The sequence below is a fragment of the Burkholderia sp. S-53 genome (assembly GCF_025560745.1).
Taxonomy (GTDB): domain Bacteria; phylum Pseudomonadota; class Gammaproteobacteria; order Burkholderiales; family Burkholderiaceae; genus Burkholderia; species Burkholderia pyrrocinia.
Map to the genome: position 1 here is coordinate 3513907 of NZ_CP090483.1, position 13762 is coordinate 3527668.

13 protein-coding genes are annotated in these 13762 nt (G+C 68.2%); 4 read left to right on the forward strand and 9 right to left on the reverse strand.

Annotated features, from left to right (window positions below; genetic code table 11):
• Positions 1-28: 28 nt before the first annotated feature.
• From LXM88_RS21330 to LXM88_RS21340, 3 genes are all read left to right on the forward strand, one after another.
• Entirely contained in the window at positions 29-1603 is a 1575-nt protein-coding gene (locus LXM88_RS21330; protein ID WP_262537516.1) for a DUF3138 family protein, read from the forward strand.
• 109 nt (positions 1604-1712) lie between these two features.
• Complete coding sequence (locus LXM88_RS21335; RefSeq protein WP_262537519.1) at positions 1713-3017, forward strand: NAD(P)/FAD-dependent oxidoreductase; 1305 nt, start codon at positions 1713-1715, stop codon at positions 3015-3017.
• A gap of 25 nt (positions 3018-3042) precedes the next feature.
• A complete protein-coding gene (locus LXM88_RS21340; RefSeq protein WP_262537522.1) occupies positions 3043-4344 on the forward strand; it encodes an NAD(P)/FAD-dependent oxidoreductase in 1302 nt (433 codons plus the stop codon).
• Positions 4345-4470: 126 nt separating this feature from the next.
• On the opposite strand, the gene LXM88_RS21345 is transcribed toward LXM88_RS21340, so the two are convergent.
• From LXM88_RS21345 to LXM88_RS21385, 9 genes are all read right to left on the reverse strand, one after another.
• Positions 4471-5136: a DUF799 domain-containing protein gene (locus tag LXM88_RS21345; RefSeq protein WP_262537524.1), complete on the reverse strand. Its 666-nt coding sequence runs from the start codon at positions 5134-5136 to the stop codon at positions 4471-4473.
• A 10-nt stretch (positions 5137-5146) separates the two neighbouring features.
• Positions 5147-5590 carry a DUF4810 domain-containing protein gene (locus LXM88_RS21350; protein ID WP_262537527.1) on the reverse strand — a complete coding sequence of 148 codons (444 nt, stop codon included), beginning with the start codon at positions 5588-5590 and terminating at the stop codon, positions 5147-5149.
• An 82-nt stretch (positions 5591-5672) separates the two neighbouring features.
• A complete protein-coding gene (locus tag LXM88_RS21355) occupies positions 5673-6350 on the reverse strand; it encodes a CsgG/HfaB family protein (RefSeq protein WP_412524123.1) in 678 nt (225 codons plus the stop codon).
• Positions 6351-6915: 565 nt separating this feature from the next.
• Complete coding sequence (gor, locus tag LXM88_RS21360; RefSeq protein WP_262537530.1) at positions 6916-8271, reverse strand: glutathione-disulfide reductase; 1356 nt, start codon at positions 8269-8271, stop codon at positions 6916-6918.
• Between the two features lie 244 nt (positions 8272-8515).
• Positions 8516-8743, reverse strand: coding sequence for a hypothetical protein (locus tag LXM88_RS21365; protein WP_047901084.1), 228 nt, complete (start codon positions 8741-8743; stop codon positions 8516-8518).
• Positions 8744-9119: 376 nt separating this feature from the next.
• Positions 9120-10241 carry a porin gene (locus LXM88_RS21370; protein ID WP_262537534.1) on the reverse strand — a complete coding sequence of 374 codons (1122 nt, stop codon included), beginning with the start codon at positions 10239-10241 and terminating at the stop codon, positions 9120-9122.
• A 577-nt stretch (positions 10242-10818) separates the two neighbouring features.
• Entirely contained in the window at positions 10819-11541 is a 723-nt protein-coding gene (locus LXM88_RS21375) for a YoaK family protein (RefSeq protein WP_262537535.1), read from the reverse strand.
• Between the two features lie 58 nt (positions 11542-11599).
• The gene (locus LXM88_RS21380) at positions 11600-12127 is read right to left on the reverse strand and encodes a chromate transporter (RefSeq protein WP_096471950.1); all 528 of its coding nucleotides are present in this window, start codon (positions 12125-12127) and stop codon (positions 11600-11602) included.
• Positions 12124-12750: a chromate transporter gene (locus LXM88_RS21385; protein ID WP_262537538.1), complete on the reverse strand. Its 627-nt coding sequence runs from the start codon at positions 12748-12750 to the stop codon at positions 12124-12126. Before LXM88_RS21385 ends, LXM88_RS21380 begins: the two co-directional genes overlap by 4 nt.
• 96 nt (positions 12751-12846) lie before the next feature.
• Between LXM88_RS21385 and LXM88_RS21390 the strand changes: the two genes are divergently transcribed.
• Complete coding sequence (locus LXM88_RS21390; protein WP_262537541.1) at positions 12847-13731, forward strand: transcriptional regulator GcvA; 885 nt, start codon at positions 12847-12849, stop codon at positions 13729-13731.
• Positions 13732-13762: the final 31 nt, after the last annotated feature.

Sequence of the window (13762 nt, forward strand, 5' to 3'; positions counted from 1 at the left end):
GACTGGCGCACGACAAGGAGAATCCGCAATGAAGAAGAAACTGATCTGCCTGCTGGTGGCCGGCGCGTTGCCGGGCATCGCGCTGGCCGACTCGACATCCGCCGAGATCAAGGCGCTGCAGGCGCAGGTCGCGGCGCTGCAGAAACAGATGAAGGCCATGCAGGCGCAGCTCGCCGCGAAGCCGGGCGGCGCCGCTGTCGCGCAGGCCGGTGCGAAGGCCGGCGCGGCGCCGGTTGCGGTGGCCGTCGATCCGGGCTCGCCGGATTACGGCAAGGCGCAGGCCACGCTGACCAACGACGAGGTCGGCGAAATGAAACAGCAGATCGCGAACCAGCAGCTGAAGGTCGACTCGCTGACCGACGCGGCCAACACGGGCCCGCTCGCCGGCCTGTCGGTGACGGGCTACATCGATCCGACCTACATCTACAACCGCGCGGCCGGCACGTCGTCGTTCCTGTTCGCGAACCACGAGAGCGCGTACAACTACTTCAACAGCACGTTCGGCGACCTCTACCTCGACATCAAGAAGACCTTCGGCGTCGGCCCGATGGCGCCGTCGGCCGAGATCACGCTGATGCCGAACCGCGGCAACGGCATCACGCTGCTGCAGAACTCGCGCGGCAACATCGGCAACAACATCCTGAACACGGCGGTCGTCAACGTGCCGATCACGGCCGAGACGACGCTCGTCGCCGGCCTGATCCCGAGCTTCGGCGGCTACGAGGTGCAGCAGTCGAACCAGATGCTCACGCTCACGCACAACCTGCTGTACGACTTCTCCGATCCGGGCAGCTACATCGGTGCCGGCGCGAACTACACGAAGGGCAACTGGGCGTGGAAGTTCTTCGTCGGCAACGAGCAGTACCGCACGTCCGGCTCGGTCACGCAGACGGGCACCAATGCGCTCGGCGATCCGATCAGCACCAGCAACAAGGTGCCGACCTTCACCGCGCGCGCGGACTACACGTGGTCGAGCGCGCTCGACATCGGCGGTTCGTTCAACATCGGCCGCCAGACGCTCGCGAGCGCGATCGATTCGAACGGCGTCGTCCACTACGGCCCGGGCGGCAACGCGCCGAGCGCGTATGGCTCGTTCTTCTTCGGCGAGCTCGACGCGACCTACACGCTCGCGGATATTCAGTACAACGCGGAAGTCGACTACGGCCGGCAGGATCATGCGGCGTTCAACGGCGGGCTCGCGCAGTGGTACGGGCTGTCGCTGCTCGCGCACCGCAAGTTCAACGCGCCGGTGGTCGGCCGCATGGGCGTGACGCTGCGCTACGATGCGCTCGTGAACAGCAAGAACGGCGGCGGCGGCGGCGGCATCGCGCTGAACGGCAACGGGATGGATCCGAACAACGGCTTCGGCGTCGATTCGGACTGCCTGGCGACGTCGAAGGCCGGCGGCGGCCTCGGCTTCGAGTGCAAGGGCGCGATCCGTCAGGACGTCGCGCTCGACCTGCTGTTCTATCCGACCCAGCAGATCACCGTGAAGGTCGAATACCGGCACGACTGGGCGAACAACAAGGTGTTCCTGCGCCACGACGGTTCGTACGGCAAGTCCAACGACCTGCTCGCGACGCAGTTCATCTATTCGTTCTGACGCAGCACACGCGGGACGCCGTGCCGCGCGCACGGCGTCCCGTGCCGTTTTCAGGGGCGGCTGCCGGCAGGTCACGTGCCGTTGCAGCCTTTTCGAAGGAGTCGGTTTGATGACGCAGTCTTTCACCCGCCGCGCCGATGCGCTCGCGCGCGACTCGTACTACGAAGCGACGGCCACACGGCCCGAGGTCGATGACCCGGTGCTCGACGACACGATCGACGTCGATGTCTGCGTGATCGGCGCCGGCTTCGCGGGCCTGTCGACGGCGCTCGACTGCCGCGCGCGCGGGCTGTCGGTGGCCGTGATCGATGCGCACCGGCCCGGCTGGGGTGCGTCGGGCCGCAACGGCGGCCAGGCGATCACCGGCTTCGCGAAGGACGAGGAGATCGAGCGGCAGCTCGGCGCCGACGGCGCGCGCGCCGTGTGGTCGCTGTCGCTCGACGGCGTCGCGCTGATCGCCGAGCGGATCGCGCGCTACGGAATCGACTGCGACTTCACGCGCGGCTACCTGACGGTCGCGACGAAGCCGCGCCGCATCGACGACCTGCGTGCGTGGATGAACGCCGCGACGGCGCGCTGGGGCCACCCGTCGCTCGCGTGGCTCGACACCGGCGAGATCCACGCGCGCATCGCATCGACGCGTTACCTGGCCGGCGTGCACGATCCGGTGTCGGGCCACCTGCATCCGCTCAAGTATTGCCTCGGCCTCGCCGATGCCGCATGCCGCGAAGGCGTCGCGCTGTATGCGCACACGCCCGCGCTCGACATCGTGCGCGGCGCGCGGCCCGTCGTGCGCACGCCGTCGGGCGAGGTGCGCTGCCGCTGCGTCGTGTCGTGCTGCAACGCGGGCCCCGGTGGCGTGCTGCCGGCCGCGACCGCCGCACGCATCGCGCCGATCGCGTCGTACATCATCGCGACCGAGCCGCTCGGCCAGGCACGCGCCGACGCGCTGATCGCGCAGCGCGAAGCCGTGTGCGACAACAACTTCTTCCTCGACTATTTCCGCTTGTCGGCCGACCACCGGATGCTGTTCGGCGGCCGCGCGAATTCGGCCGGCGCGTCGCCCGCAACGCTCGCCGAAACGATCCGGCAGCGCATGGTCGGCGTGTTCCCGCAGCTCGGCGACGTGCGCGTCGACCACGCATGGGGCGGCTTCGTCGACGTCACGCGCAATCGCGCGCCGGACTTCGGCGCGCTCGATCCGAACTTCTTCTACGTCCAGGGTTTCAGCGGGCACGGCGTCGCGCTCACCGGCATCGCCGGACGCGCGGTCGCCGGCGCGATCGCGGGCGACACGCGCGCGTTCGACCTGTTCGCACGCATGCGTCACCGGCGCTTCCCCGGCGGCGACGCATGGCGGCAACCCGCGCTCGAACTCGGGATGCTGTACCACCGCGTGCGCGAGCTGTTCTGAGCCCTCTTTCTCCGTTTTCCTAAACATGCAGACATTCGCCAACCAGCCGCACGTCGCGTCCTACTACGCGGCGACCGCCAACGATACGACCCGCCACGCGCCGCTCGCCGGCACGACCGACGCCGACGTGTGCGTGATCGGCGCGGGCCTCACGGGCCTGTCCGCCGCGCTCAACCTCGCCGAGCGCGGCCATTCGGTGACCGTGCTCGAAGCGTCGCGGGTCGGATGGGCGGCGAGCGGCCGCAACGGCGGCCAGTTGATCGGCGGCTTTGCGTGCGACATCGACACGTTCGGGCAATTCATGCCGGAAGGCGACGTGAAGCGCATCTGGGACATGGGGCTCGAAACGCTGTCGCTCGTGAAGTCGCGCATCGCGCAGCACGACATCGACTGCGCGCTGGTGCCCGGCTACCTGACCGCCGCGAACACCGAACGCGACGCCGATGCGCTGAAGCGCTGGCGCGACGAAGCCGCGAAGCGCTTCGGCTACGACCGCTTCCACTTCGTCGAAGCCGACGAACTCGGCGACTACGTGCAGTCCGATCGTTATTGCGGCGGCCTGTACGATCCGGACAGCGGCCACCTGCACCCGCTCAACTACACGCTCGGCCTCGCCCGTGCGGCGACCGGCGCGGGCGTGCGCATCCACGAGGACAGTTGCGTGACGCGCGTGCGCGACGTCGCGGGCGGCCACGTCGTCGAGACGAGCGGCGGCAACGTCCGCGCGCGCTTCGTCGTGCTCGCGTGCAATACCTACGTCGGCACGCTCGCGCCCGCGCTGTCGAAGAAGATCATGCCGGTCGGCACCTACGTGATCGCGACGGAGCCGCTCGGCGAAGCGCGTGCCGCCGCGCTGATGCCCGCGCGCGCGGCGATCTGCGACAGCCGCTTCGTGCTCGACTATTTCCGGCCGGCGCCCGATACGCGGCTCGTGTGGGGCGGCAAGGTCAGCTATTCGACGCGCGAGCCGCGCGATCTCGCGGCCGCGATGCGCCAGGACATGCTGAAGACGTTCCCGCAGCTCGCGGACGTGAAGGTCGACTACGCATGGGGCGGCTTCGTCGACATCACGATGAACCGCGCGCCGCACTTCGGCCGCGTCGCGCCGACGATGTACTTCGCGCAGGGATTCTCGGGGCACGGCGTGAACACGACCGCGCTCGCGGGCAAGCTGATCGCCGAGGCGATCGACGGACAGGCGAGCCGCTTCGACCTGTTCGACAAGATCCGGCATCGCGACTTCCCGGGCGGCGAGGCACTGCGCACGCCGGCGCTGGTGCTCGCGATGAGCTGGTATCGGCTGCTCGACGCGTTCGGCGTGCATTGAGCGTTGGCGCGGCGCCGGCCGCTTTCCATCCGCATTTCCGCGGCTGCATCGACGCAAAACGGCCGCGCACCTGACGTGCGCGGCCGCTCCGTTTCGATGCCCCATGCAGCGGGCAGCTTGCGCCGGTCAGTCCGTGCCGTACTTCGGCGAATGCGGCCCGTAGAGCAACCCGCTCGGCGGCCCGGCCGACAACAGCCGGTTGCTCGTGAACGCGGCGACGTCGTGGCTCTGATCCATCAATGTGTTCGCGATCTGCTTGACCGCGGCCACCACGAGCATCCCGATCAGGCTGCCACCGCCGTTGTTGCCGCCCTCGTCGCTGCTCGCGCTCGCCCGGCCCTGCCACAGCACGTCGCCCGTGCGCAGGTCGACGAGCTTCGCCGACGCGGACACGACCGTCGCGCTCGCGAGAATCCGGTACACGGTGCCGTACTGCGAAACCTTCGAATACAGCGCGGCATCCGCGCCGAAGATTTCGCGCAGTTTCGCGGGCGACGTTCCCTGGATCTCGGCCGCATTGGTCAGGCCGTTCTGCTTGAACGTCTCGTCCATCACCGCGACCGGCACCACGTAATAGCCGGACTCGGCGAGCGGCAGCGTCATTTGCGACAGCAACCCGTAGGTCGCGCCGACCTCGGACGTGTCGTTGATCGGCGGCAGCACGAGGATCGAGCGCGGCTGGCTCTTCTTGAACGCCGTGTAGTCGGGTCGTTTCACCGGCTGCGCGCACGCGCTCAGCAGCGCGACGATCGACAGCACGGACATCAGCTTGAATGAGAGAGTCTTGAACATGGCGGGCGCGTCACTGTTTGGCGGGATTCGAATCGGCGTTCTTCTGGCCGGCGATCGTCTGGTCGGCACCCTTCTGCCCGGCAGCCTTCTGATCCGCGGGTTTCGCCGCGCCGGTCTTCTTCTTCAGCAGGAAATCCATGTAGGTCGACGATTCCGGGAACAGTTGCTTCTCGGCCTGCAGTTCCTGCTCGGCCTGCTGCTCGTTGCCGACGCTCGCATACAGCATCCCGAGATGCGCATGGAAGCCCGGCGGCGGCGTATGGCCCTTCCCGCGGATGTCCTGCAACGCCTTTTCGAGTGCGTCGATCTGCTCCTGCGGCGACTTCTGCCCCTTGAAGTATTCGTACACCTGCGGCTGGTAGCCGGTCCACTGATAGAGCGGCGGCGTGGAGCTCGCGCAGCCGGCGAGCAGCAATGCAGCTGCCGTCGCCGGCAGCCAGTTACCCCGTTTCATGGTCTTTTCTCTTTTGATGTCGTGGTGAATCGGTCGAGCGCGACGCCGGCCCCGGCGCCCGCTGCGGCACGTACTGCGGTACTTACGGTGCGACCTTCAGCGCCCCGGCGTCGACCTGGTCGACCAGATGGTTCACGGCTTCCTGGATCGCGAGGTCCAGCACCTTGCCGTTGAGCGTCGAGTCGTAGCCGGCCGTGCCGCCGAAGCCGATCACTTCGCGGTTCGACAGGCTGAACTCGCCCGCGCCCTGGCTCGATGCGACGACTTCCGACGTCGTCGTGTCGACGATGTTCAGGTTGACCTTTGCGTACGCGACCTGCGTCTTGCCGCGGCCGAGGATGCCGAACAGCTGGTGATCGCCGACGTCCTTGCGGCCGAATTCGGTCACGTCGCCCGTCACCACGTAGTTCGCGCCCTTCACGGCCTGCGCCTTCTTCATGAAGCCGGCTTCCTGCTTGATCTCGTCGAGGTTCTCGCGATCGAGCACGTTGAAGCGCCGGCTCTGCTGCAGGCGCGTGACGAGGATCGTCTTCGCCTGCCCGCCGAGACGGTCGATGCCGTCCGAGAAGATGCCGCGCATGTAGCTCGAGCGGTTGTCGAACTTGCCGACCGCGATCGCAACGGGTTTGCCTGCATACGGCTTCTGCGCGCTGCTCACAACCGGCACGTCGAGCGTGCGCGACGATTCGGTCGCGCAGCCGGACAGCGCTGCGACGGCGGCGGCCGCCACGATTACAGTGCGTCGTGTCTGGATTTTCACTGCTGGTCTCCTTGCGTGGAAAGATTGCCCGGAACGGGCGTGTCGGTGCGAACGTGCGCGCATCGACGCGGCGCACGGACGGCCTGATTCATCGCCGCACGGGCGACTACGACATTCGAAGGAAAGGTGCGCGCAACGGGCGGGTTGCGGCGAAAAGCGGAAAGGCGGCAGGACACGCGACATGCGCGTGCGCGCCCGTTACCCCGATATTGCGGATGCTGCGCTGTTGATCGCGCATGATACGGCCCCCGTATGATTTTGCGCGATGATACCAAACGTATTTATTGAGACGGGACGTCTTTTAGATAATTGACGAAGTTTGTATCGCGGCAGCACGGCGGCGGCGATCGCCCGGTATCGACACCGGACGAATCCGGGCGCCGCGCTCCGTGTCCACGGCTCATTGGCCGATGCCATTGCGTGCGGACGATCGGCAATTGGCGCATGCTGGCCATTGCCGAACGGGACGCCGATTCGTCCTCGGCATCCGGAAAGCAATCGGGGCAGAAAATCGAATGCGCCCGCTTGCCATGCGTCACGCACGTCGACGCACTCCCTTGCGCCGCTAGTCGGCCACCTTCTGCCGCAACGTCACGAACTCCTCGGCCGCGGTCGGATGGATGCCGATCGTGTCGTCGAACTGCGCCTTCGTCGCACCCGCGCGAATCGCGATCGCGATCCCCTGGATGATCTCGCCCGCATCGCGGCCGACCATGTGCGCGCCGACCACGCGCTGGCTGTCGCGCGCGACGACGAGCTTCATCAGCGTGCGCTCGTCGCGGCCGGACAGCGTGTGACGCAGCGCCTTGAACGACGTGCGGTAGATGTCGACGTCGCCGTATCCGTGGCGGGCATCGGCCTCGGTCAGGCCGACCGTCGCGACCTCGGGCTGGCTGAACACGGCCGACGGCACCCATTCGTGATCGGCCGCGACGCGCGACCCGCCGAACAGCGTGCGTGCGAGCAGCGCGCCGTCGCGCGTCGCCACCGGCGTGAGCTGCGGCCGCGACGTGACGTCGCCGATCGCATGGATCGACGCGACCGACGTCGCCGAATACGCATCGACGGCAATCGCGCCGCGCGCGTCGAGCAAGACGCCCGTCTGTTCGAGCCCGAGCCCGTCGACATTCGGCACGCGGCCGGTCGCATAGAGCACCGCGTCGTACGGCCCGTGCCGCGCATCGCCGACGTGCACGCTCAGCGTGCCGTCGTCCGCGCGGGCAATCGATTCGACCACCGCGCGCGAATGGATCGCCACGCCCTGCTTCGTCATCTCGTCGGTCAGGAATTGACGCACGTCGTCGTCGAAGCCGCGCAGGATCTTCTCGCCGCGATAGAACAGGTCGACGTGGCTGCCGAAGCCGTTGAAGATGCCCGCGAACTCGACCGCGATATAACCGCCGCCGACCACTGCGATGCGCCTGGGGCACGTCGCGAGCGACAGCGCCTCGCGCGACGTGATCGCATGCTCGATGCCGGGCCGCGGCGGCAGCGACGGGCGCGAGCCGGTCGCGATCGCGATGTGGCGCGCACGGATCGTGCGTGCGCCGATCGCGACGGTGTGCGCATCGACGAGCGTCGCGCGCCCCTCGTGCATCTCGACGCCCGATTGCCGCAGCAGGTTGATGTAGATGTCGCTCAGCCGATTGATCTCGCGATCCTTCGCGGCGATCAGCGCGGGCCAGTCGAGCGTGCCGGCGCCGAAGGTCCAGCCGAAGCCCTTCGCGTCCTCGACTTCATGCGGGTAGTGCGATGCGTAGACGAGCAGCTTCTTCGGAATGCAGCCGCGCAGCACGCAGGTGCCGCCGATCTGCTCTTGTTCCGCTATGCCGACGCGCGCGCCGTATGATGCCGACATTCGCGCGAGCCTTACGCCGCCCGAGCCGGCCCCGATGACGAACAGGTCGTAGTCGAAATCCATCGCATTGCCTCATCGCAGTTCGGATGACGGCACGATAGCAAGATTCCGGATTTCGTGCGGGGCACGGCGCCGCATGCGGCGCGCCCAACAAAAAACGGCGAGAAGCGTCGCCTCTCGCCGGTCAAACCAGCTGCCGGGTGTGTCATGCGTCACCGATCGACCGCATGCCCGACCTGCCGGCGCGCGGCACCGGGTCCGCCCGGGCGCGCGAAGGGCGCGCCCGCGGCCGGACCAGCCGCCATGCTCAGGCCTGCGACGTGTCGCTGCCGTCCGTCGCCTGCGTGTCGTCTGCCGCCTGTTCGGGCTTCTCTTCCTTCTTCTCGAGCATGCCTTCGATCGCCTCGGCGCCCTTGAAACCGGCGACGGCCGCTGCCGCCTTGGTCAGCAGGCCCGCATCCGGATCCAGCTTTTCCGCGCCTTCGACTGCCGCCACTGCGCCGGCGATTTCACCCACGGTGTTCAGGATACCCATCGTCATCCCCTTTCAAGAAATCGTGAGACCGATCGTCCCACGAAAAAAAACCGGCAGACCGTGTCTGTCATCACCGGATACACAAGTTACGCACCAGGCCGGCCGCGCTCGACGAGCGCCACCGGAACGACGCACGCGCGTGCACGACGGCACGCAGCGGGCAATGCACGCAGCGTAGCGGAAAGCCTGCGCGCGTACTGTAAAAGTATGTTCTGGAATGCCGACGGATCGCTTACGGCGCGGGGATTCCGTGATGAAGCGATTGCCGAATAGTCGTGTGCGCGTATGAACACCGCATGACGAAAAAAAAGAGGCGCCTTGCGGCGCCTCTTCGATGCGTGCCGGACGAATGCCGGCGCGTGCGTTCCGACGTTCGTCAGAAGATATTGCGCAGGCCGATCGCGATGCCCGTCTGGTTGCTGCGACCCGGCAGCTCGACGTTCGCCGCGCCGTTCGTCTTGTTGAAGTCGACGGTGCCGTAGACTTCGGTGCGCTTGCTCAGTGCGTACTCGGCGATGCCGACGATCGCGTAGCGGTTGCCGCTCGCGAGCGTGCCGTTCGCGGTCATCGCATTGCGCATGTGGTCGTAGTAGAACGCGCCCGTCAGCGTCAGCGGCGTGCTGACCTGCCAGCTCACGCCCGCGAACGGACCGTCGTCGATCCGGCCCGTGCCCTTCGCGACCGGAATCGTCTGCTGCGCGAGCAGGCTGTCGACGAAGCCCGTGTCGTCCTTCGAGCGCAGGTAGCCCGCGTAGACCTTCGCCTTGCTGAACGCGTACACGACGTTCGCGTGGTAGATCGTCTGCTTGCGCGCCGAGTTGTCGCTGTTCTGCTGCGCGCCGGCCGCGATGCTGAGCGGGCCCATCACGTACGACAGCGACACGCCCCACGCATTGCCCTTGCCGAGCGAACCCGGGATCTGGCCCGAGAAGCCGCCGGCGCCGGTCGATTCGTAGTTGGTGCCCGTCGAGTACATCGCCTTCGCGGTCAGGCCCGCGAACGTGCCCGTGTACTTGATCTGGTTGTCCGCATACAGGCCGCCGCCGAGTGCGACCGGCAGCCAGGCATTTTCGAAGTAGTTGCCGACCGTCAGCGGATCGTAGGTGTCCGACAGCAGGTCGAACAGCGGCGTCTTCTGGCGGCCGAGGGTCACCGTGCCGTACGGGCTATCCAGGCCGACGTATGCCGCACGGTTGAACAGGCGGCCGCTGTCGGCGAATGCGCCGTTCTGCAGGTTCACGCCGCTCTCAAGCTTGAACACGGCCTTCAGGCCGCTGCCGAGGTCTTCCGTGCCGTAGATGCCGAAGCGGCTGTTGGTGATCGCGCCGTTGGTCATCGACAGCAGGCCGTCGTTCTTGGCGTTTGCGTTGGTCAGGTAACGGACGCTGACGTCGGCGACGCCCCAGAGCGTGACCGAGCTTTGTGCAGCCGCGTACTGGCTGGCGAATGCGAGCGCGGCGCCCCCTGCGATGGCTGCGAGTCGGGTGGTCTGCTTCATGAGCTTTCCTTTTTGTAGGTGTCTCCGTTCATTGCCGGCCGCGTGCGCAGCCGGGTGGCGATCGCACACGTTTTTGGCGCGCGCAATGTGGCTTGAATCATATGACGACAGCAATCGCTGAAAGAAATTGAAACGCGCGGTAATCGCGTGACTGTCGCCCGGGAACAACGCTTCCCGTGCCGGGCTTGCGTCGCGCGCCGGCGGGACGAGTCGCGGCGGTGTCGGCGTGTGCGCGCGGTGCTGTAAGGATCGGCGAGGGTGCGGCGCGGTAAAGGGCGTAGCGCGGCGAGCCGGCCGGTGCGGTCGATGCAACCGGAATGTGTCGCGAACACCCGCAGCGGGCGCGGCCGGTGCAACCGGCCCGCGTTCGGGTGCGCCGGTGGATCGGTGGGTCGGCGGGTCGGCGGGTCGGCGGGTCGGCGGGTCGGCGGGTCGGCGGGTCGGCGGGTCGGCGGGTCGGCGGGTCGGCGGGTCGGCGGGTCGGTGGATAGGCGAATCGGTGAATTGATGAAGCAATAACGCGGTAACGCGGTGAATCCGGAACACGGCACCAGCGGCTACCGCGTGAAGCACGCCGTCAGGCCGTTTGCGCCGCCCCGTCGTCGCCGCGACCACCATCGCCGCCGTTCCCCGCGCGGCGCCACGCGCGCCGCACGATCTCCGCGAACGCACCGACCAGCAGCAGCACGGCGCCCCACAGCGCGACGTCCGGCACGAGCCGCGTCACGAGCCCGCCGACCACCGCGCCGGCCAGGAAGCAGAAGCTGATCGTCGCGAGCAGCGCCGAGTCGTGCAGCGCGCCCGCGTCGTAGCGCGGGATCAACCCGACGAACAGCTTCTGCGCGGCGCGCCGCAGGTTGCCGGTCGTCATCACCGACGTGTACGACAGTTCCTCGAGATGGGTGAACGACAGCGTCTGCAGCGTCGCGACGAACGAGATGCCCGGAATCAGCCACGCGCTCGACGCGCCGACGAGGCCGCTCGCGGCGACGCCGAGAAACGCGATCTCGACGATCAGGCTCGCGAACGCGGTGTGCCGCATCCAGCCGCGCTGCGCGACGAGGCCGAGCAGGTGCGCGACGAACACCGCGATCACGAAGCCGACGAGCGGCGGCACGTGATGCAGCGCGGCCGCCCATTCGCCGGCCGACAGGTTGATGCCCAGCAGCGCGACGTTGCCGGTCATCGTGTTCGCGAACACATGGCCGTGGCCGACGTACGTGTACGCGTCGAGGTAGCCGCCGGACAGCGTCAGCAACGCCGCGACAGTGAGATTGCGGCTGGCGCCGTCGAGATCCATCGATCCTCCCGTGAACAGACGCGCCAGTATGCGGCAAGGGAGGCGATCCGTGCTCCGTCTACTGCCCGAAGCCCGTGAGCCCGATCAGCGCGCCGCCCGCGAGCAGCCACAGCGGATGGATGCGCGTGCGCCACGCGAGCACCGCGCACGCGGCCGTGATGCCCCACTGGATCGCCGTGCGGTTCGACGCCTCGGAGATCAGCACCGCGCTCGCCGCGACCAGCCCGGCCGTGACGGGCATCATCCCCTGCTGCACGTAGCGGCGCCACGGCCGGTCGCGAAAGCGCTCCCACGCATGCAGCGCGAGCACGGTGACGATCGACGACGGCCCGAACTTCGCGAGCGACGCGACCAGCAGCCCGGCCCAGCCGGCCACGTGCCAGCCGACCAGCGACACGATCATCATGTTCGGCCCGGGCGCCGCCTGCGCCAGCGCGAACAGCGCGGTGAACTCGTGCGCGCTCATCCAGTGATGCACGTCGACGACCTGCCGCTGCATCTCCGGCAGGATCGTGTTGCCGCCGCCGAAGGCGAGCAGCGACAACTGGCTGAAGATCGTCGCGATCGCGACCAGCGTGTCGGTCATGGCCGGCCTCCCGGCTGCGTATCGCGCACCGGGGCCTGCGCCGGCTGCGGCGTGAGCGCGTCGCGGCGCCGCGACGCGAACCACACGCTGACGGGCGTCAGCACGAGCATCGTGGTCGGCAGCGGAATGCGCAGCACCGCGATCGCGACGAACGCGAGCGCCGCGATGCCGGCCGCCGCGCGCGCGTGCCGCAGCGGCTTCGCGACCTTCACGGCCATCGCGACGAGCAGCCCGGCGGCCGCGGCGGCAAGCCCCCCGAACAGGTGCTGCACGCGCGGATCGCTCTGCGTCTTCGCGTACAGCACGCCGAGCGCGACGACGACGAGCGTCGGGCCCGCGATCAGCCCGAGGATGCCCGCGAATGCGCCGGCGACGCCGCGAAAGCGCATGCCGACGGCGACCGACAGGTTGATCACGTTGCCGCCCGGCAGGAACTGGCACAGGCCGAGCAGATCGGTGAATTCGTCGGCGGAGAGCCACTTGCGCTCGTCGACGATCGTGCGCCGCGCGAACGGCAGCGCGCCGCCGAACGACATGAGCCCGAGCGACAGGAAGCCGGTGAACAGCTCGACAAGACCGACGCTGCGGGGAGACGCGGCAGACGGCGGGGAAACGGATTGCATGGGGCTCCTCATCGAACGGTCAGGCGAGGTTACCGCCGTTGCCGATCCCGGCAAAACGATTTTATCGGCGCGTCCTTGTGATCTAGAATCACAAGCATGGCACGCGACCTCCCACCCTTTTCCGCGCTTCGGGCCTTTGAAGCCGCCGCACGACATGAAAGCTTCAGCGCCGCCGGCGATGAGCTGCATGTGACTCACGGTGCCATCAGCCGGCAGATCGCCGCGTTCGAGGCGTGGCTCGGCAAGCCGGTGTTCCACCGCTACGGCAAGCGCGTGAAGCTCACCGACGAAGGCCGCCGTTACCTGGATACGGTGCGCGCGGCGTTCGACAGCATCGCGCACGCGACCGACCAGTTGCGCAACACCGGCGCGGCGCGCGTGCTGCGCATCAATGCGCTGCCGACCTTCGCAATGAAATGGCTGCTGCCGCGCCTGTCGCGGTTCCAGCGCGACGTGCCGAACGTCGAATTGAAGCTGTCGACGTCGAACGCGCCGCTCGACGCGCTCGACGGCTTCGATGTCGCGATCCGCCGCGGCCCCGGCCACTGGCCGAACTGCACGAGCGGCCACTTCCTCGACGAAAGCGTGATTCCGGTCTGCAGCCCCGCGCTGCTCAAGCGCGCGCCGATCGCGCGCGCGGACGACCTCGCCCGGCACGTGCTGCTGCATTCGGATACGCGGCCGGAAGGCTGGCGCGACTGGTTCGCGGCGGCCGGCGTGACGATGAAGGGGCGCAAGCGGCAGTCGTTCGACCACTTCTACCTGGCGCTGCAGGCGGCCGTCGACGGGCTCGGCGTCGCGCTCGGCCCGCTGCCGCTGATCGACGACGAGCTCGCGAGCGGCCGGCTCGTGATGCCGCTGCCCGGGCCGCGCATCGCGACGCGCAGCTACTGGTGGATCGCGCCGCGCGCGCCGGCCGACGATCCGCTCGTCGCGCAGTTCTGCGCGTGGCTGCAGGCGCAGTCGAATACCGGCGCGTGAGTGCGCGCCGGCGGGCGGCGTTGCGCCGCCC

Excerpts from the sequence above, each read along its gene's own strand:
- LXM88_RS21345 (WP_262537524.1), bottom strand. The coding sequence starts at position 5,136 with ATGTTCAAGACTCTCTCATTCAAGCTGATGTCCGTGCTGTCGATCGTC.
- LXM88_RS21390 (WP_262537541.1), top strand. The coding sequence starts at position 12,847 with ATGGCACGCGACCTCCCACCCTTTTCCGCGCTTCGGGCCTTTGAAGCC.
- LXM88_RS21365 (WP_047901084.1), bottom strand. The coding sequence starts at position 8,743 with ATGGGTATCCTGAACACCGTGGGTGAAATCGCCGGCGCAGTGGCGGCA.
- LXM88_RS21380 (WP_096471950.1), bottom strand. The coding sequence starts at position 12,127 with ATGACCGACACGCTGGTCGCGATCGCGACGATCTTCAGCCAGTTGTCG.
- LXM88_RS21335 (WP_262537519.1), top strand. The coding sequence starts at position 1,713 with ATGACGCAGTCTTTCACCCGCCGCGCCGATGCGCTCGCGCGCGACTCG.
- LXM88_RS21330 (WP_262537516.1), top strand. The coding sequence starts at position 29 with ATGAAGAAGAAACTGATCTGCCTGCTGGTGGCCGGCGCGTTGCCGGGC.
- LXM88_RS21385 (WP_262537538.1), bottom strand. The coding sequence starts at position 12,750 with ATGCAATCCGTTTCCCCGCCGTCTGCCGCGTCTCCCCGCAGCGTCGGT.
- gor (WP_262537530.1), bottom strand. The coding sequence starts at position 8,271 with ATGGATTTCGACTACGACCTGTTCGTCATCGGGGCCGGCTCGGGCGGC.
- LXM88_RS21350 (WP_262537527.1), bottom strand. The coding sequence starts at position 5,590 with ATGAAACGGGGTAACTGGCTGCCGGCGACGGCAGCTGCATTGCTGCTC.
- LXM88_RS21340 (WP_262537522.1), top strand. The coding sequence starts at position 3,043 with ATGCAGACATTCGCCAACCAGCCGCACGTCGCGTCCTACTACGCGGCG.
- LXM88_RS21375 (WP_262537535.1), bottom strand. The coding sequence starts at position 11,541 with ATGGATCTCGACGGCGCCAGCCGCAATCTCACTGTCGCGGCGTTGCTG.
- LXM88_RS21370 (WP_262537534.1), bottom strand. The coding sequence starts at position 10,241 with ATGAAGCAGACCACCCGACTCGCAGCCATCGCAGGGGGCGCCGCGCTC.